The sequence below is a fragment of the Pseudoalteromonas sp. PAST1 genome (assembly GCF_021532515.1).
GTDB classification, from domain to species: domain Bacteria; phylum Pseudomonadota; class Gammaproteobacteria; order Enterobacterales; family Alteromonadaceae; genus Pseudoalteromonas; species Pseudoalteromonas simplex.
This window is the reverse complement of record NZ_JAKGBH010000012.1, coordinates 95,077-115,068: the sequence shown is the minus strand read 5'-3', so window position 1 is coordinate 115,068 and position 19,992 is coordinate 95,077. Positions and strand designations below refer to the sequence as shown.

Below are 19,992 nucleotides of genomic sequence, written 5' to 3'. Positions count from 1 at the left end.
AGATAATGTAATTGCAGTAGGAGGCACGTGGGTCGCTAAACAACAATGGGTTGAGCAACAAAACTGGCAAGCGATTACCGATGCATGTATTGCAGCGAATAAAGCATAACGGAGGCTGAAATGTCGTTGTTAGATACAGCTGTTAAAGCAGGGGTGGTTGTTGGTAGGGATGTTGCAAAACTATACGATGATGCTAGAGAGAACCACTATGCCTTACCGGCAGTGAATGTGGTGGGGACATCATCAATCAATGCAACACTGGCAGCTGCAAAAAAGGTGCAGTCTCCGGTTATTATTCAGTTATCAAATGGGGGCGCACAATTTTTCTGTGGTAAAGACTGTGGCTTGGAACCGCAACATGCTGCGGTTGTAGGTGCTGTCAGTGCCGCGCACTATGTGCATGGTGTTGCAGCGCATTATGGTGTGCCAGTTATGTTGCACACAGATCATGCCGCAAAATCATTACTACCTTGGATAGATGGCTTACTAGATGAGGGAGAACGTTACTTTGCAAAAACGGGCAAACCTTTGTTTAGCTCTCATATGATTGATTTATCTGAACAGTCCTTAGAGGAAAATATCGAAACATGTGAACGTTACTTAGTTCGTATGGCAAAAATAGGAATGACACTTGAAATCGAGCTGGGCTGTACTGGGGGCGAAGAAGATGGGGTTGATAATAGTCACCTTGATAGTTCAGCGCTTTACACCCAACCAGAAGATGTTGCTTATGCCTATGAAAGACTCAGTAAAATTAGTCCTAATTTTATAATTGCCGCCTCGTTTGGCAATGTGCACGGCGTGTATAAACCGGGTAATGTAGTATTGACCCCGCTTATTTTAAAACAATCTCAGCAGTTTGTAGCCAAGAAATTTAATTTGCCACATAACAGTTTGAACTTTGTTTTTCATGGCGGTAGCGGTTCAGAACCAGCAAAAATTACTGAGTCGCTAGGCTATGGTGTGGTAAAGATGAATATCGATACTGATACACAATGGGCATGTTGGGATGGGGTGTTAAATTATTACCGCCAACATAGTGCCTATCTGCAAGGTCAAATTGGCAATCCAGACGGCGACGATAAACCAAACAAAAAGTATTATGATCCAAGAGTTTGGTTGTACCAAGGCGAGCAAGCAATGACAACGCGGTTATTGCAGTGTTTTAGTGATTTAAATTGTATCAATAGGTACTTACCATGCAACGATTGATCCCTGTATTAAAAGAAGATGCTGTCGAGACTGAGCTGATCATGCTGATCAGAACTATTTTAGCGGCATGTAAAGAAATTGCTTTTCGCGTGAGTCAGGGAGAGTTGGCAGGGGTACTTGGCTCCACCTTGGATGAAAATATCCAAGGTGAGGTGCAAAAGAAGCTCGATGTAATCGCAAACCAATTACTTAAAGACATGTTACTTGAAGAAGCATCGGTTGCGGCTATTGCATCTGAAGAAGAAGATCATGCCGTAGCTGGTAACGCTAAAGGCCAATATATCGTTGCTTTTGACCCCCTTGATGGCTCTTCAAATATTGATGTTAATGGCCAAATTGGCACTATTTTTACTATTTATCGCAAACGTGATGATGTTCCCTTTGATAGCGATGAACAATTCTTACAGGCTGGTGAAAGTCAGGTATGCGCAGGTTATGTTTTATATGGAGCATCGACGTTATTGGTTATGAGTACGGGCGGACCAACTCGCTGCTATACCTTGGATTTAACCCATGGAGGCTTTTTGCTAACAAAACAGCAGATGCAGGTTGCAAATACACGTAATGAGTTTGCTGTAAACATGGCTAATTATCGCTATTGGCATGCTACGGTACAGCATTACTTTGACCAGCTTCTATACGCTGATGAGCAATTTGACAAAAGCGCTATGCGTTGGAATGCAGCCATGGTAGGAGATGTACACCGGATTTTAACGCGAGGTGGCGTTTTTATGTACCCAGCAGATCGCCGAGTGGGTAATGAGAATGGTAAAATACGACTACTTTATGAGGCAAACCCATTGGCAATGTTAATTGAAAATGCACAGGGACAAGCCACTACTCAAGGGCAGAGAATTATGTCGATAATGCCAACTAATTTACATCAACGAGTACCCGTAATTATTGGCTCACCTGAGCAAGTAAAAGGGTTTAATCAGACTGTTTTTGAATAAACTAATTTAGAGAGTAGGTTATGTTAGGATTCATTCGCGGATTAGCATTAGGGGCTTGTTAGTCTATTCGAACTGACTAAACCACCAAATGATAAAAGCGCTTTGTATTTTTTGGAAACATTCATTATTTATCGTTGGGATAACTGAAGTTGAATTAACTTAGGCTACTTTTACGCTGATGCAAACATTGAGTTTGAAGGTAGCACTTGTATTTATACTTATAATACCGATGAGAATGGAGACACAATTAACTAAGGCAACCATGGTGTCGTAAATAAATATGGTCCTCACTTATTTACTGGAGTGATATTTAAGTATTAACCTATTATTTATGGATAATACCAGCCTACACTAAGACATGTTATTTTGAGGTATAAAACTAGTCGCTTCTTGCGTTAAAAATACTATTTACGACCGCATAGGTATAAAAAGAGCGTATATTCGCTCTTTTTTTGTTTTAACTTATTGGTTAACCAATTTTTAGGTGTTTTTACACGAAGATCACATGTGAATTGTTATTGATATGTGTTTTTACGTACACCTAAACCATTTAAGTTTATGTTTTTTATCTGCTTGTTTGTTTTTGTTAGTTGTAAAAAATATTGGTAATAATTTTTATTGAATATTTTTTAAATAAAGTTATTACCAAAAGGTTGATCTTTTTTGTGGTGAGTGTAATTATTTGGTTAACCTTTTGTGGGGTAGTTAGCAATTTTACAACAACAATTATTTACATCATGCGTTTGAATACACAGGAAACACTATGAAACACACACTCTCTAGTATTACGTTAGCGATACTCTCAGCAAGTACACTCAATGTTGCATTTGCGCAGCAAGAACCAAGTCAAACAAAAACGGAAGAAGAATTTGAAGTGATTGAAGTCTCAGGTATTAGACAGTCACTTACTAACGCACTAGCGGAAAAGCGCTCAGCGGACAGTTTAGTTGAAGTTATTCAAGCCGTAGACATAGGTAAATTACCAGATCAGAACTTAGCTGAAGTACTAGAAAATGTTACTGGTGTTCAAATTACTCGCCAAGCAGGTGTTGGTACAGGTGTTCAAATTAGGGGAACTAATGCTAATAGAACAGAGATAAATGGTGTCTCTACTGTTGGCTCAGGTTCAGGTCGCACGGGCATTAGCTTTGAAGATGTGTCTGCCTCAATGATTTCTGCTGTTGAAGTTATTAAGTCACCGGAGGCGAAGACCATCGAAGGCTCGGTAGGTGGAACAATTAATCTACGTACAATTCGCCCTCTACAACTCAATGAAACACTTGCTGCAATTCGTGTTCAAGGTGAAGATAGTAGTTTATCTACCGATGGTATGAAGCCTAGAGTCTCAGCATCATGGGGCGATAATTGGGAACTATCTTCTGGTGGTGAGTTTGGTGCTGTTTTTAGTGCAAGTTATGCGGAGCAGGATGTCACGGCTTTTAGACCTCGTGCAGATAGAGATAACTCTGTAGCTGCCGAGAGTGGAGCTCAAAGCGCTCAATCATTTGACTTTCTACCAATTCAGTTCTTGATCCAAGATTACGATAATTACGAGTCCGAAACCGTAAACTTTGCAGGTACACTCGAATGGGCGCCAAATGATAGTACAAAATTTTTCTTTGATGCTGTTGTAAATGATCAAGATCGCCGTCAAGAAAGCTCTCGTGTTCAGGCTTCTGGTGTGAGTGATCTTAGGAATGTATCTGTTCCGACGGAATTTGAAACGATTCATTTTGGCACCTTAGACGGTCAAGACCTTGGTAGTATTGAGGCTGCTCTAAAGGGCGTTATTCCAGTAGAAGATGGCGGAGCAGATCCAAATCTTCGATTCTCAAGTGATACAAACTCACGTCAAACTGATAGTCAGATTTTCCGTTTAGGCGGCCAGTGGCAAGGAGATGATCTATTTGTTAGCGTTGAAGCATCTACATCTCGTTCAGATTCAACGACTCCAAGTTTCAATACAACATTGAATTTTATTAACCCGAATGTTGCTACAAATGACTCTAATGAAAATGGAACCCCCTTTGAGTATGACTTAAGTGGTGGTGCTTTATCCTTTGGTATTGCCCAAAGTGAAGCAAATGCGCCAACCAGCTCACAGTTACTCGACCCTGCAAATGTCGTCTTACGCGATGTAAACCAAGGTCGTGACACAACTGAAAATCAAGAAGATGCATTTCGCACTGATTTTGTTTATTACCTCGACGGTATCGTTACATCAGTTGATTTTGGTTATCGTTACAACAAATCTACAAGTACTTCAGACCAAATTCGCAACAATGTTGGTCTTCGTAAAATGGCTGACAGCCCATCGGGTGACCTATTCGCAGAACTTTTAGTTGCAGGCCCAGATAATTTTAATGCGGCAGATGGCCGCAAGCTATACATTAAAGATTTTTTACTTATTAACCCTGAATTAGCAGGTTCAAATCCAGACTACGTATTAAGCGTTTTAAATGATGCAATTGCGGCTAATAATGCCATTACCGGTTCTGATCGCGCACCAATCAGCTCGCCAACTTCACAAGTAAGTGCGTTTTTTGATATTGAAGAAGTTACTCATGCTTTGTATGCACAAGCTAATTTTGAGTATGAAATGTTTAGAGGTAATATCGGTGTTCGATATTTACAGACAGATATTACCTCTGTAGGTAATTCTGTCACTGTCGATGATGAAGGGAACCAAGTAGTATCGCAAATTGTTTCTGAAGCAGATTATGATTTTATTTTACCGCGTCTTAACCTAAGCGCGAATGTCTCTGAGGATGTGATTGTTCGTTTAGGGTGGTCAAAGGATATTCGTCGTCCAGATTACGATGACCTATCGACTTCAGTTTCATATAGCACAAGTCCGAACAGCGCGGTGTCAATTGGCAACCCAGGTCTTGAGCCAGAGGAAGTAACTTCGTTTGACATCTCTACTGAGTGGTATTTTGCCCCTTCAGCATTAGTGAGTGTTGGCTACTTTCATAAAAAACGAAAAGATTTACATGTAACTCGACAAGTTGACCCTTATGAAGACCCAGCTACAGGCTACCGTGATACCACAGGACCTGTTTGTGAAGAAGGTGGTACTTTTAATCCGATCGCCGATATTAATGTATTTGGCCCGGAACCAGGGGTTAGGCTTTGTGTGCCAACACAAACTACGATTAATGATTCAGATACGCGAACTCAGCAAGGTGTAGAACTGGCATTTCAATATGACTTGTCAGAGTTTGAGAATGATTTAGGTTGGGCTTCAGGCTTTGGCGTCATGGCTAACTATACCTATCAAAAGTCTTCTGGAGGAGAGGCTATAGATACGGCTACGAGTAGAGCTAATGCCATTTTCGCATTAACAACGGGTATTGAAGATATTACCGTTTCTGCTAAGCAGCCATTAATTGACCTTTCTGAAAACGCGTATAATTTTACTTTATATTATGAAAAATATGGGTTTTCAGCTCGTGCCCGCTACACGTGGCGTGAAGGTTATCGTTCAGAAGACTTTGGTAGTACATCAAGCTATCCATGGGGTTTCCCGGTTGTTCAAGAAGATCGTGGACAATTAAATGCGAGTGTTAGCTATGATGTGACAGAACAACTTAATTTAGCTGTTGAAGCGGTGAATTTAACTGAGTCAGAAGTTAGCCAGTCATGTGTCAATGAAGGGGCTTTACTTTGTTATCAAGGTTTAACTGACCGTCGTATTACATTTGGGGTAAGTTATAAATTCTAACAGTTCTATTTAGAAAAAAAGCAAGCTGAGTAGCTTGCTTTTTTTATATTTAATTAGGGGTGCTTGAAACTTCTAAAGAATCCGCCTTAAAGTTCTGCTTATCTTTATTGAGTTAAATGTGAGATCGAATACAAACCACGAGTCTCATTCGTTTTTCTTCTGATCTCTTCAAGTGCTTTCTTTTCACTTGCCGCAAATAGTGAGTTAATTAAACGATTAAAGTGGTTGTGCATTGCTTTACGAGCCGCAGATGAATCCTTATTCGCAATTGCCTCGTAAATACTTGTGTGCTCTTGAAGGCGTTGCTCATCACTTTGCGAACAAACATCTTCATAGGCAGCGATTATTTGCGGCTCAGAACGCCTTAATTTCCATAAGTTCTGAATAGACATCACAATGGCATTATTTCGAGTCGATTTAGCAATAATTTCATGAAAACGCTGATCAGCTTCAATTGCCATATCGGGCACTTTCATATCTTCTAAACTTTGCTTTAGCGCAGCAAGTTCTGGTTCTTGAATTGTCGCAGCTGCTAATGCTGCTGCTTCAGCTTCAACCAAAGCACGAGCTTGGGTTAGCTCAAATGCACTGATTGGTTGATCTACAGTCTCTACTTTGCAGTTATCGGTAACAAATACACCAGAGCCAGTTTTAACTTCTACACGGCCACGAACTTCTAACGCGATAATTGCTTCACGTATTGTTGGTCGGCTTACTTGATGAGTGTCGGCTAATTCGCGTTCTGCAGGTAAGCGACTCCCTACAGGGTAGATCCCACGATCTATCTGAGACTCTAATTTATCAACAACGGTCCAAAAACGTCTCCGTCTTTTCATTATATCTCTCCCGATCTTCAAATTAGTCATATCTATAAAAACGATTTTGAGTCTTAGATAACTAATGCGAAGAACGCTTATTAATTGGTAAGTTTTCTGGTAAAACAATAATTATAATTGGTAAATTACATACCTAAGCTAATCTTGTCAATTTGCTTTTATAAATAACTGAAAGTGCTGATAGGTAGTGGACTTTTCAATACACAAACTGATTCTAAATTTTAGTAATTGGCAATAATAAAACCGGAGCAATCAATGCAAAACTATGAAGGGTATCTTTTTGATATGGATGGCACATTGGTTAATTCTGAGCCGCTTAAAGCAAAAGCTTTAGCAATGACATGCTTAGAATTTAACGTAAAAATCAAAGCTGAAATATATAAAGAAGTAATGGGGCAAAGTTGGCAAGCTGTACTTGAATATATTTTTAGCCACGCAAAAATTAGCAAAGTACCAGAAAGCTTCAACCCGTGCTTTGAAAAAAACTACAAAACGTTATTGAGAGCAGAGCTAAAATTAAATAATGGAGCTAAAAAGCTCTTAAACGATGTTAAGAAAAATGAAAAAAAATGTGCCTTAGTAACCTCAGCGTCGCAGTGGATGGTCGATACTGTTTTATCATTAATAAATTTAGAGGATGTTTTTGATGTGATAATTACTAATGAACAAGTGACAAATTTAAAGCCTCACCCAGAAGCGTATCAACTCGCATTAAAAAAATTAGCTATAACCAGTAAACAAGCCATTATTTTTGAAGATTCTAGGTCTGGAGTAATTGCAGCACAAGCAAGTGGCTGTGAAGTAATAGGCTTTCTGCACAACTATAATCAAAAGCATAATCTTGCGGAGTTAGTCCCGTGTATTGATAGCTTTAACAACTATAGTTTGACTGACAGATAGATAAGTGTCGCCTACGAAGACGACACTGTTCTAAATAAGGTTTAAAACTTATAAGTCAGGGTGAGGCTACCGTTTGTTGGTGCGCCATAATAACCCACGGTTTGTAAGCTATTGATGTATTGCTCATCAGTAATATTATTAACGTTAGCCTGTACTGCAACTTGGTCATTAATATTCCAACGCGCGAAGGCGTTTAGCAGGGCGTAACTACCTTGCTTAACATTGTAATCAGTGCTTTCAATTTTAGATTGCCAACGGCCATTTAAACCAACCACCACTGCATCTGTTAGTGCATAATCCACTGTTACACCGACAACATCGCGAGGTGCCCATTTATTAGTGTCATCACCATTTTCATCTGTTACATCAATATGCGTATAAGATGCAACGATATTCATAGCGTCGGTGATTTTACCTGTCACTTCAAATTCATAGCCTTCTGACTCAATAGACACGCCTTCATAGTAATAAATACCATCTTCAGTGAGGCCCGCATATTGCGCAAAGTTATCTTGCTCAGCAGTAAAATAAGCAAATGTTGTCATTAGGGCATCATCAAACCAAGAAGCCTTAACACCGGTTTCAAAGTTAGTGCCTTTAGTCGGTGCTAAGTATTGGCCGTTGTAATCAGCTTGTTCTTGCGGCTGATAAATATCTGAGTAACTAGCATATAAGTTTAAATCATCGTTTAACTTATAGGTAAAGCCGATATATGGGCTTGTTTCGCTCTCGTCATTATCGATAGATGCACCGGCATTCATGCCTGAGCGTTCAAATTCAATAGCGTTAAAACCAACCACGGTAAATAATTTATCAGTAATATTTAACTGAGCAGAGCCAAAGTAACGGGTTAGCTTTTGTTCAATATCCGAATAAAGAACCGGCGTTAACCAATCCGGTTCTGGAATCGCATCTAAATCGTACGGGAACGCAGGCGTTGGTCCATAAGCTGGTGTATTGTCAAAATCAAACGGGTGTTGATACATCACATCATCACTTTTTGCATGGCTTACCCCAAAGCTTGCTTGGTGCTCTTTACCAAACAATTCAAAGGCACCAAATGCTTTGATTTCAAATAAATCAGCATCTACTTCACTGTCGTAACGACCCGGCCAACCACTTAGGCCAAGATTGGTGTCTTTATCAATGCTGCCACTGGCATAAAATAGTTTGTCTTGCTCTTCAAAACCACGGAAGTTGTAGCTCGCTTGAAGTTGCCACGCGTTTGCAAAGACATAGTTGTATTCAACAAATGCAGAGGTGTTAATGGTGTCCCACATTGTCCATTCTTGGGTGGTTGTGTCGCTTTCGTCCCATTTAGCTTGTGTGCCATCTGTGTAGTTATAAACAAGGCCGCCCCAAGTATTGCCATCGGTGTCTGCATCTTGATATGAATAACCAATAGTAACCGTTGAGTTATCTGTAAGCTGACCATCTACTACCGCAGAGAAAAACTCGCGGTTGTTCTCAAGTCCATCCAGATATGACTCTTTATCTTCTGCGGCAGCCACAAAGCGTGCAGCCCAACTACCTGATTCGGTTAATAATAGTGAATAGTCAGCTTGTAAACGTTTAAAATCCCAAGAGCCAACAGAGACACCGATTTCGCCGCCGTTTTCGTTTTTAGGGCGTTTGCGCACATAGTTAAGCGTACCCGAAGCATTACCTACACCAGTAAGTAAGCCATTAGCACCACGAATAACTTCAATTTTTTCATAGCCGTACGCTTCCATTGCGCCAGTGACAATACCCCAGTCATTCGGTAAGCCAACCCCGTCGATTTGTGTATTCTTAATTTCAAAACCACGTGATGTATAGTTAGTACGGTTAGTTTCCCATTCTTCAACATTGATACCAGGTGCTAAGCGTAAAGCATCATTGACGTTAAAAGCAGAGTAATTTTTTAATTGCTCAGCAGAGATCACACTAATTGATTGCGGAGTTTCATCAATTTCGAGTGCTAAACCTGTCGCGCCTTCACTAATACGGTTCTGACGTATGCCAACAATTTCGATTTTTTCGACATTGGCCTCTATGTCAGTCGTTTGTTCTGCAAAACTGATTTGAGGGTACAATGCACAAAGAATAGCGGTTGCAATAGGCAACTGAGTGAACTTCATTTTTATCTCCGCGTGTTATTTAGCAAATTTTTATAGGGTTATTGTTTTTAATAAGGAAACAATCGGCGGGTAAGTTATCACAACTGATAATAGTTATCATCACCATTTATCGCAAAAGTGATATGTTAATACAAATAAATGTAACAAATTATGTCAAAGAGTTTTGTGTATATGAAAAGGCGAGTTAATTTAAGGCATGAAAAAGACGCCCAGAGGCGCCTTGATTTAGGTGTATTTATTTTCTGCGGAGGGTATATGTGTCTTCATCACGAACAGTAACAGTTTGAGCAAGGCTTACTTCCTCAATATCCATAACATGTACTCGTTCTTTAGCGTGAAGTAATTCTTCATCCATAGATTGCTCTTCTTGAAGGAAGTAGAAATGCTTGCCTAATTGACCACCGTCATGATCAATATCGGCTTGGTATAGATTGTAATCTTTGTTACCTGCAACTGTTTCTAGTGTGCCCGAAGTACCCGAACCAGGTAAAATTGCAAAATAAGCCACTCGTTCAGGAACATGACCTTCATTCAAACTTTCTTGCTCATAAAATGCTGCTTTAAAGCCTGTTGTTGCTAAACTTTTGGCACGCGTATAGGCACTGTGTCCGCCATTGTAGGTTTGAATTTGCAAAAAGACGTAAGGTTTTGCGCTAAATGCTTCCGTAAATACAACATCTGTAAACTTTCTAGAGTTAGACAAGCTAAAACTACCAATTTCAACAATTGTACCGTCGCTCATTGTATAGCGACCTTCATTCATTGTTAAAAAGTCAAAAGACTCAGTTTCGTCATGTTTTGTGTTTAAATATTGCCAATTCTGGAATGAAATCTCAGAGCTATTCGTTTCAATATTCTTTAAACGAATAACACCACCATTTTCATCATGCACGGTTACTGCTGATGAAAACACTGCTGGTTTTGTAAAATACTGATCTTGAAAATCAAATGACTGCCATTCACCACCTAGTTGGTTATTAACTGTTTCTGAGTAGTAAGGAATGCCATCATTTGCAATAGCGCAAGGTGCTTCAGTGTAACAACTTGTTGAGTTTAATGTGTTTGTTGTTAAGTCACTGATGTGAATCGGCAAGGTTGCAACAAGGCAAGTTTTTCCTGAATAAGGGCTAAGTTTATAAAGTTTAGATTCGTTTTGATCACCATGATCATTGATAATTACACGACTGATTAAAACGTCACCTTTTTGGCTTAATGTTGCACCTGTGACATTAACAAGGTTGTGATTGGCTAATTTAGTATATGAATAGTCATTACGATCAATGCTATATACCGAAGTCGCTGTTACTAATAAAAGTTCACCATTTTTAACGACTAAATCAGCGCGGCTTAAGCCATCAACACCACTGAAGTCAGCTAGTACAGTTTCTTCGCCAGTGTATTTGTCTATGCGATATAGCTTTGAGAAGCTCACTGCAAAAAATGAATCAGTATCTGAAGCGTATGCCATACCGAAAACTGATTTAGTCTTACCTACAACAACATGCTCGCCTGTTGCGTGATCAAAATAGGCTAAGCGACTGTATTTATATTTATCACCTCTAATAGGTAAACTTGGAAATTGCTCATCACTGATATCAAGGTGGCTAACATCTACTTTGAATTCAAGTGGAATAGGTGAAGACACATAATAAGTGCGGTTAGTTGTTTCGTCATATGCAATTGCAGCAGAACTAAATTTTGCAACAGAGTCTGCTCTAGCGGTTTTTTGCAATTCATCGAGACCGAATACAACACCTAATTCGCCTCTGCCGGCATTCATTGCTACTAATTCCCCTTGACAGCTATTAGCGACTGCATAAGAAGTCAAAAAGCTACTTGAAAGAGCTAGGGTTGATAGAAATAATTTGGCTTTTATCGACATAAGTAAATCCCACTGTTAGGTTTCTAGCGACACAAAGAGATAAGACCACTTTGTATTAATAGTGAGCATTATAGTGAGAACTCTCACTTTACGAATGCCGATAAAAGCTGTTTTTAAGTCTGAAATTTAATCTTTAAGTACTAAAAAATGCATGTTTAATGTTAAATTAGCTGTTTTTCTGACTTTTCTGATCTTGTGAATCACTCGACATCGAACTGCCAACCGAGGCGGTAATCACTAATAAAATGGCCAGCCATTGCCATACACTTAAAAATTCAGAGAGAATTATAAAACCAGCCAATGCTGCGATCGCAGGCTCTAAACTCATCATGATGCTAAAGCCTTGTGCGGGCATATTGCGAAGTGCCACCATTTCTAACGTATAGGGTAGTGCGCTAGACATAATAGCCACTAAAATACCAAGTGGTAATACTTCCCAACTCAATAATGCAGCGCCTTGCGAAACGGCGCCGTAAGGCACAAGCACAATCGCGGCGACGCTCATCCCCATGGCTACAGTCATCCCGCCAGAGCCTTGGTTTCCAGTTTTTTTGCCAAACAATATATAAAACGCCCAACATGCACCTGCTGCAAGGGCTAAGATCACGCCCACAGGATCGAGGCTGTCTTCGCCTTTCATGTCAGGTAGCAATAAAATAATGCCAACAATGGCGCAGGCTACCCAAAACAGATCGCGCTTTTTACGAGATGAAAGTAGGGCAACAGCAAGGGGGCCAGTAAACTCCAGAGCAACACCAATGCCTAAAGGAATGCGCTCAATCGCGTAATAGAACAGGATATTCATGCCACCTAAACTCAGTCCATAAACGATGATCGGCATGCGTTGCCCTATCGGCGGAAAAGCTCGCCAAGGCTTAAAAACCAGGCACAAAATAGCAGCTGAAAAACCTAATCGAAGTGCTGTGGTACCTTCAGGGCCTATTAAAGGGAATAATTGCTTTGCAACAGAGGCACCAGATTGAATGGTAACCATTGCAAGAAGCACGCAAATAACAGCAATAAAAAACGGTGGAATGGTGCGCTGCATCACTGTCCTTATGAAAGTTAATAGTTCAAGTTTGCGGCGATTCTACTGATGTTTTGAGGGAGAAGAAATGTTTTTCGTTAAACGGACACAGATTTTCGATAAAGCAAAATTATGGGTATCAAATTGCTTTGATACCCATAAAGAGAGTGCTTAACTTTGTCCTGCTTGTTCAAAGGTCGGCATGATGGTTTGCGTGGCCTGTTTTTGCTGCTGGCGTTTTGCCACTTTAAAGAAAGTAGCCGCAAAAATAGCAGCGACAATATCAACTAAATAGCTTGAGTAAAATAGTGAATTGGTGTCGCTGGCAAGTTTTACTAGCGTAGATAACACCATTAATGCACACAGACTTGCGAGTAAATAAAACCCAACCGTGGTTGCCTTTTGCACAGGTTTTAAGAAGCTATATATTACAAAAACAAAAAAGGCTGCATAGTAACTGTATAGGGTAGCGTAGTTTGTGTTGCTAACAAATGCAGGTAGCCATTTGGCAGCGACGAGTGTAAAAGCAACGGCAATCATAGACCCTAAACAAACGCCAATGGTGAGTTTTGCCATAAACAAGGTACTGCGTTTATTAGGATCTTTTTTGAAGCGTTTGTCTATCCACAATAAATTACCTGAATAGAATAAAAAGGCGCCAAGTAATCCCATAATGAAGTAACCCCAACGACCCCAGTCTCCTCCATAGGTGCCAAAATGGAGTGAGAAAATACTGGCAACCATGTTACCCCACACTGCATCTTCGCCTTGCGGGTAGCTTGAGTTAACCATTTCTAGTGTGTACGGGTTCATAAATAAATAATCAGTATCTGGTCCACGCACTACCGCATTATTGTTACTCATCATAAACACCGCAGAAGGTGATGCTGAATTTAAATTACTATAGCGAATATGGATTGGCTCATAGCCGGGGGCATAGTTTTTCGCTGCGAGTACTTGCTCATCAATGCGTGGCAAGTTTTCAATATGAAAACTTTGCGCCGCAGGCGTAGGGCGCTGAAATAGCGGCTTACCATCATAAAATTGCGATAAACCTCCATAAATAAAGTCATGAAATGCAAACACCACCACGGTAAAAGCAATGACTAAATGAAACGGTAAACTCGCTATACCGACAAGGTTATGGCTATCGAGCCAGAGTCGACTAGGCCCTTTTTCTTTTCGCAGTGCAAAAAAAGTTTTAACTAATGTCGGCAGTAAAATAATCACTCCTGAGACCAAAGCTAAAAAATACAAAATACAGGCAATACCAAGAATATACACCCCTGATTGATCATGACCAATTTCGCCTATAAAGCCTGCTGTACGGTGTAAATAATCAACTAAATCAGCAAGTTCATTTTCGGTTTGTACGCTGACGTTTAAACTGCCATCAGCATTTAGGTGGGCGAAGTTCAGTTGTTTATCAAGCTCCATGCCTCGGGCATTGCCTTTGATATACCACGAAAGAGGTGCATCTTGGGTATGTAAATCAAGGTTAAAGCCTTTAGCAAGTTGTTCGCCTTGCTCATTAATTGCCGTATCTACCAGCGTTTGGTAGTCATAATTAGAGCTGGTGACTTTAGGAGCTTGAATGGGGGCAGCCCATTGCTGGATTTCGTGTTTGAACATGGTCAAGCTGCCAGCATAAAAACCTATGAATAGCACTAAACCTGCAATGATGCCTGTCCATGTGTGTACTCCTTGATAGGTGCGAAGAATATCCGATCTGACTTTCATAATGCGTTCCTTAGCATAAAAAATACGCCATAAAGCAGCACAGTTAACCCACCAAGTACAAGCCAAGCTTGTTTTGCTGAGTTGAACAAATAACTAAAACTAAAAATGGTTAGCCAAACCGGCGTGATCATCCACATGTTAAATTGCACTTTATCGCGAGCATCAATGCCTCCAGGGCCATACCAAGCAAAAAAAGCAACGAAAATAAATGAAAGTGCTAACCCTAAAATTGCACCTGCTAGCGTTTTCCCTAACCAAGTTGGTTGGCGTTTAGCTGAACTTGTCATGAGTTATCCTTTTCTTCGCAGCAGGCTCGCAAAAGGGAGCAGCATCAACATTAGCATCACACTAAAGATGATGTAGAACACGGCCGCTGTGACTGAGAATTGTTGAAGGGCAAGTATTGATGCGCAAATAGTTAACGCAATTGAAAGTAATCGCCATTGTTTTTTAATTGGTTTTTTTAAGAATCGCTGCTGTTTTCTGGTGCAATATAAAATACTGACAGCGAAAAAGATAAGCAAAGTAACAGTAAAAATGAGCATGAGATTATAGTTGTAGTTGATATTAAATCTCATTGTAAATGATAACTAAACTCAATTGCAATATCATTAAGCTTGTGTTAATTTCCTAGCGCTTTTTTATCAAACTCAATTTGTTTAATTCTAATAATCTCTTACGGGGAAAGGACATTGGCTACAGCATTTAAACTTAATTCACTCACCAAAGTTATGCTTGCATCATTACTTGTTACGCAAGGCTCAGCGTGGGCCGACGACGATCAAAACAGTCGAAAATCAATGGATACCATTGTTGTTACAGGTGAAAAAACTGAGAAGTCACTTAAAGAGACGATGTCGTCAGTGGCAGTTGTTGATAAGTCGCTATTAGAAAACGGCCAACTTGCATCGATATCTGAAGCACTGTCAGAAATGGCGAACGTTGTTGTGTTAACGGGCTCGGTGCCAGATATGCGAGGTGTGTCTGGTAATGGTGGCGCAACGGGCTTTAACTCATTTAGTGGTGGTTCAAAGGCTCGTGTCTCAACCTTGATTGATGGTGTAAGCCAGCCGTTTGTAGCTGATTTAACTGGTGATACGGGTCTGTGGGATGTAGAACAAATTGAGGTTTACCGAGGGCCGCAATCAACCAGCAATGGTCGTAATAGTATTGCGGGTGCTGTCTACATGACAACTAAAGCGCCAACTCAAGATTTTGAAGGCGCTGTGCGCGTCGGTTATCGCAACCAAGATAGCTACCTAGACACTGCCGCAGTGGTATCAGGAGCGTTAGTTGAAGATGTATTAGCATTTCGTTTATCAACTCAGTACGTTGATGGCGAAACATTTTCAAATCCGCCGGTATACGAAACAAACCCAACTGATCGTGAATTAAACAAGTTAAATACCAGTAGCACACGCGCTAAATTACTTTACACACCAAGCCAAGATTTATCAGTACAGCTAACATATTCAACTTATAGTGAAGAGGGTAACTCGGGTCGTAAGTACTTTTTAGCGGATGAGCCATTTGATTATGAGCCACTATATCAACGTATTATGGATACTGAATCTGACACCACGCAAGTGAATGTTGATTACAAAATTAACGATGATTTTTCGCTAGATGTTTTAGTTGCTTATATGGATTACAAATGGGGCTTTGAAGCATATGAGCCACTTGAAAGCGCAGAATCTGATGTATCAATGGATGAGAGTAACATCACTGTCGATACCAAATTGAACTTTGGTTTAAGCAATGATTTTTACTCTGGTTTTGTGGGTCTTGCCTATTTTGACCGCGACCAAGACTTTGAAAGTGTTGGAGCGACTAATTATTACGGTGACGATAGTAGTAAATCGACGGCAATATATGGTGAAACAAGCTTTAACTTAAGTCGCGATTTCACATTAACAGCGGGTCTGCGCATTGAGCGTGAAGAACAATTACGTAATTTTAATATGGCATTTCGCGGTGATATGCTGGTTGAACAACTTGATAACTCTCACACACTGCGTTTACCAAAGCTCGCGATTCAATATGATATTAGCGACGAAACGACTTTATTTGCTAGTGCTCGTCGTGGTTACAATGCAGGGGGCGGCGCCCTTGATTTTACCGCAGAAGATTATTACTACTACGATGAAGAAACGGTTAATACCTATGAAATTGGCTCACGCAGCGTTTTAAATAATGGCGATATTAATATTAGTGCCAACGTGTTTTACAACAACTTCAACGGTTATCAAGCGCTAAGCTCTGAGCGTAAAATCACTAATATTGAAGATGCCCATAGCTATGGTTTAGAAGTTGAAGCTTACAGCATGCTGGGCGAACAGTGGCAATTACATGGCGGTTTTGGTTTATTGAAAACTAAAATAGATGAATCAATTGCGTTCCCAGAAGCCGTTGGCAATGAACTAAATTCTGCGCCGGAGTTAACCGCGAGTTTGGGTGTATCTCACTGGTTTACTGATAGTTTAAAAGTAAATTTAAGTGCTAATTATGTTGATGAGTTTTATGGCGATTTAACCAACACTGAAGAGCGCGTTGCAGGTGATTACACCATTACGCGTTTATCGATGAGCTACGATACCGAACAGTGGCTGATCAGTGCTTTCATCAACAACGCCTTAGATGAAGAGGCGTATACTGCAAAAGAGCCTGCTAGTGGCCGTTACCCACAAGGCTACGTTGCAGTTGTAAACCCACAAACAATCGGTGCATCTGTTACTTACCGATTTTAAATAAACTAATCGCTAGTCGCTGAGGAGAACCAGCGACTAGCCCAATTTAAAGCGGTTAATCTGCCCGTTTAAGTTATTTGCTAAGTTAGCCAATTTGCTTGAAGAATCTGAAATACTTTGTGTTTGTTGCTGCGACTGACGACTTGTATCTTGGACTTCGTTTAAGCGCTGGGCTATTTCTTCGGTCACTTGAGATTGCTGCTCAGATGCAGAAGCTATGGTCATATTGGCATCAGAAATCGCTTTTGCTTGAAGGCTAATTTCATCAAGCATATGGCCTACTTTTTCTGAATTGAGCACCGCCTCTTTAATTTGCGCATCGCTTGAACGGATCCTTTGCGTTACTGCATTGGTTGCAGATTGTAATGAGTCAATTTTATCTTGGATCTCAAGGGTTGAGCTCTGTGTGCGGCTAGCCAATGTTCTTACTTCATCAGCAACCACTGCAAACCCTCTGCCTTGTTCACCCGCTCTTGCGGCTTCGATTGCAGCATTCAGTGCTAGTAAATTAGTTTGTTCGGCAATGTTACTTATTACACTTAAAATAGCAGTGACTTCATTTACTGAGGCTTCCAGCTGATTAAGATCTGTTAGCGATTTGGTTAAGGTGTCGGCCACTGACTCAACAGAGCTTACCCCTTGTTGGACAACCTGTAGGCCTTCTTTGGTTTTTTGATTAGCAGCGGTGGCACTGCTTGCCGCTTCTGCACAGTTTTGAGAAACCTCTTTTACGGCCGTTGAGTTTTCATAGACTGAGCTTGAAATTACCTCAATAGCTTGGCTTTGAATATCATTGAGTGTTTTAGCTTGCTGTGATATTTCATCTAAACTTTTCGCCGCCACTTGTGCTTGCTCTGATTGATTATGTATTTCTTTTAGAAGCTGGGAGAGCTTATCAACCATAATGTTGAAGCTGACCGCAAGTTGGCCTATTTCATCATCAGCTTTATGGTCAATATAGCGAGAGAGATCTCCTTCAGAGATACGCTTGGCCTCATTAATTAAAGCATGAGTTGCTTTAATCACTTTTTTCTCTAATTGCCAATAACACACTATCAAGGTAGCAATGATGGTTAGAACTAAAGCGGTGCTAACTAGGCTTAAAGTTACCACACGGTCATGATTATTTTTTACCTCTGCTGCACTTTTTCCCTCAATTGAATTTAAAAAGGCCTGTACAGGCTGCTGAATTTTCTCAACTTCGGCCATGTAAGCATCGTTGGTTAAAAGCGTAATAGCTTGCACCCATCTTTTATGCTCGCTGACGGTTAAGTTGTTAGTATCTCGACCAAGTAAATCACTGACTAAGCTAAATGCTTTTTCTTCTGTTTCGACTAGTTTGAGTGATAAGTCGTTGGATTTTTGTAATAAAGCCAAATCATCGGTAGCGACATTAAAGGCTTTTAAGCGCTGCACATAGTTTTTTTTCTGACCATTGAGCCAAGCTGCTTTTCCTTGAATTTGGTCAACAAGATGATGGTATTCAACTTCATAGCGAGGATCTAAGGTTACGACATGTTGACGAGCAAGCTCAGTAAGGCGAATCGAATTTGAAGATGAAAACTGAGCAAGATGGCTTAGCTCATAACGCTGTTGAGCCGACTCCATACTCTCATCTTGGCCTGATTGTAAAAATAAAATAATGAAGAGAAGTCCGGCTGCAAGGGTAATGGTTGCTGCGAAAACGGTTCTGAGTAAAAAGCGTATAGTCAAAGTATTACCCTTCATATTGAAAGTAAGTACTATTAACCATAGTACAAAATTTTTGATTCAATAAAAATTACGGGTAAGTTATTTAGAGGTGGTCATTTAAGCTTATGTTGAAAATGAAAAGGGCAGAGTCAACCACCCTTGAGTAATGCATTTATTGGTCTGCTGGATACACGACGCCAAGCTGATTTCGTGCTTCATCAAGTACAGCCATAACTTGTTTTGACAGTGTATGAGTATTAACAGATGACTCAATTTGTCCTGCATTCGCAGCTTGAATAAAGTGGCTGACCTCATGGCGCATAAAATGATCATCAAATGGCTCAGACAGTTCTTCAACCGTGCCATCGTTACCAATAAATTGCATGCGCTTTAATAATGACACCGCTTCAATACGTATTCGGCCTTTCTCACCTTGAATTTCAGTAAAATTATCGCCTTGAGAGATTTTCGAATAGCTGATCACCGCTTGCTTATCAGCGTAATTCAAAAGCACATCGCCAGCCCCATCAACACCGGTTTCAAGTAACACTCCACTGGCTTTTACACTCTGAGGCGCGCCCCATAATGCGAGTAAAATATACAGCGGATAAATACCTAAATCGACTAATGCACCGTTAGCAAATTCTGGCAAGAAGGTATTTGGGCGTTCGCCGTTTTTATATTTATCGTAACGCGATGAGTACTGACTATATTGGCCAATATATTTGCGTGGCGTGCCTATCTTTGCCATGGCACTTTTTAAGCGTGCAAAGTTTGGTAAATGGGTAGTCATCATCGCTTCCATGTATAAGCGTTGATGTGTTTTTGCTGCTTGCACGATGGCCTCAAGCTCTTTGCTATTAGCAGCCGAAGGCTTTTCACCTAAAACATGTTTACCAGCTTTTAAACACATTACAGCATAGTCTTTATGTAAGCTATTTGGTGCAGCAATGTAGACGGCATCGACTAATGGGTCTTCGCATACTTGCTCAATATTGGTAAACACTTTAGCGTTTTGAGCATCGTGCTTTATAAGGAAAGCCTCGCCTGTTTGCTGCTCTCGAGAGCACACACCATATAAGGAGAAATGTTCAATTTCTTTAGCTGCACTCAGTAGTGTATCGCTTATAAAATTGGTACCTACAATCACAAAGTTCAT

The 19,992-nt window shown here is 40.4% G+C and carries 13 protein-coding genes and 1 pseudogene; 6 read left to right on the top strand and 8 right to left on the bottom strand.

The features are described from left to right. From L1272_RS23215 to L1272_RS08175, 4 genes and pseudogenes are all read left to right on the top strand, one after another. A pseudogene (locus L1272_RS23215) lies at positions 1 to 109 on the top strand (bifunctional 4-hydroxy-2-oxoglutarate aldolase/2-dehydro-3-deoxy-phosphogluconate aldolase); the annotation flags it as partial. A gap of 11 nt (positions 110 to 120) precedes the next feature. Beyond that, positions 121 to 1,212 (top strand): class II fructose-bisphosphate aldolase, encoded by a 1,092-nt coding sequence (gene fbaA, locus L1272_RS08185; RefSeq protein WP_138618292.1) that lies wholly within the window; start codon positions 121 to 123, stop codon positions 1,210 to 1,212. Continuing rightward, a complete protein-coding gene (locus L1272_RS08180; protein WP_235373178.1) occupies positions 1,200 to 2,165 on the top strand; it encodes a class 1 fructose-bisphosphatase in 966 nt (321 codons plus the stop codon). The genes fbaA and L1272_RS08180 overlap by 13 nt, the downstream gene beginning before the upstream one ends. A 763-nt stretch (positions 2,166 to 2,928) precedes the next feature. After that, a complete protein-coding gene (locus L1272_RS08175) occupies positions 2,929 to 5,889 on the top strand; it encodes a TonB-dependent receptor (RefSeq protein ID WP_235373177.1) in 2,961 nt (986 codons plus the stop codon). Between the two features lie 104 nt (positions 5,890 to 5,993). On the opposite strand, the gene L1272_RS08170 is transcribed toward L1272_RS08175, so the two are convergent. Continuing rightward, positions 5,994 to 6,725: a FadR/GntR family transcriptional regulator gene (locus L1272_RS08170; RefSeq protein ID WP_054553975.1), complete on the bottom strand. Its 732-nt coding sequence runs from the start codon at positions 6,723 to 6,725 to the stop codon at positions 5,994 to 5,996. 255 nt (positions 6,726 to 6,980) lie between these two features. Between L1272_RS08170 and L1272_RS08165 the strand changes: the two genes are divergently transcribed. Further along, on the top strand, positions 6,981 to 7,625 hold the full coding sequence (locus L1272_RS08165; RefSeq protein ID WP_235373176.1) for an HAD family hydrolase: 645 nt from the start codon (positions 6,981 to 6,983) through the stop codon (positions 7,623 to 7,625). Positions 7,626 to 7,666: 41 nt separating this feature from the next. Here the strand turns inward: L1272_RS08165 and L1272_RS08160 are convergent, their stop codons facing one another. The 5 genes from L1272_RS08160 to L1272_RS08140 all read right to left on the bottom strand — a co-directional run bounded on the left by L1272_RS08160 (position 7,667) and on the right by L1272_RS08140 (position 14,681). Then, positions 7,667 to 9,745, bottom strand: coding sequence for a TonB-dependent siderophore receptor (locus tag L1272_RS08160; RefSeq protein ID WP_235373175.1), 2,079 nt, complete (start codon positions 9,743 to 9,745; stop codon positions 7,667 to 7,669). Positions 9,746 to 9,980: 235 nt separating this feature from the next. Beyond that, positions 9,981 to 11,627: a hypothetical protein gene (locus L1272_RS08155; protein ID WP_235373174.1), complete on the bottom strand. Its 1,647-nt coding sequence runs from the start codon at positions 11,625 to 11,627 to the stop codon at positions 9,981 to 9,983. A gap of 166 nt (positions 11,628 to 11,793) precedes the next feature. Then, positions 11,794 to 12,675 carry an EamA family transporter gene (locus L1272_RS08150; RefSeq protein WP_138599398.1) on the bottom strand — a complete coding sequence of 294 codons (882 nt, stop codon included), beginning with the start codon at positions 12,673 to 12,675 and terminating at the stop codon, positions 11,794 to 11,796. Between the two features lie 150 nt (positions 12,676 to 12,825). Next, complete coding sequence (locus L1272_RS08145) at positions 12,826 to 14,394, bottom strand: PepSY-associated TM helix domain-containing protein (RefSeq protein ID WP_235373173.1); 1,569 nt, start codon at positions 14,392 to 14,394, stop codon at positions 12,826 to 12,828. After that, positions 14,391 to 14,681, bottom strand: a complete 291-nt coding sequence (locus tag L1272_RS08140) for a hypothetical protein (RefSeq protein ID WP_054553967.1) — start codon at positions 14,679 to 14,681, stop codon at positions 14,391 to 14,393. The genes L1272_RS08145 and L1272_RS08140 overlap by 4 nt, the downstream gene beginning before the upstream one ends. Positions 14,682 to 15,125: 444 nt before the next feature. Between L1272_RS08140 and L1272_RS08135 the strand changes: the two genes are divergently transcribed. Continuing rightward, positions 15,126 to 17,141: a TonB-dependent receptor gene (locus L1272_RS08135; RefSeq protein ID WP_054554083.1), complete on the top strand. Its 2,016-nt coding sequence runs from the start codon at positions 15,126 to 15,128 to the stop codon at positions 17,139 to 17,141. Between the two features lie 36 nt (positions 17,142 to 17,177). Here the strand turns inward: L1272_RS08135 and L1272_RS08130 are convergent, their stop codons facing one another. Together L1272_RS08130 and L1272_RS08125 are read right to left on the bottom strand one after the other, a co-directional pair. Continuing rightward, positions 17,178 to 18,854: a methyl-accepting chemotaxis protein gene (locus tag L1272_RS08130; RefSeq protein ID WP_171041530.1), complete on the bottom strand. Its 1,677-nt coding sequence runs from the start codon at positions 18,852 to 18,854 to the stop codon at positions 17,178 to 17,180. Between the two features lie 151 nt (positions 18,855 to 19,005). Then, the gene (locus L1272_RS08125) at positions 19,006 to 19,992 is read right to left on the bottom strand and encodes a Gfo/Idh/MocA family protein (RefSeq protein ID WP_054553965.1); all 987 of its coding nucleotides are present in this window, start codon (positions 19,990 to 19,992) and stop codon (positions 19,006 to 19,008) included.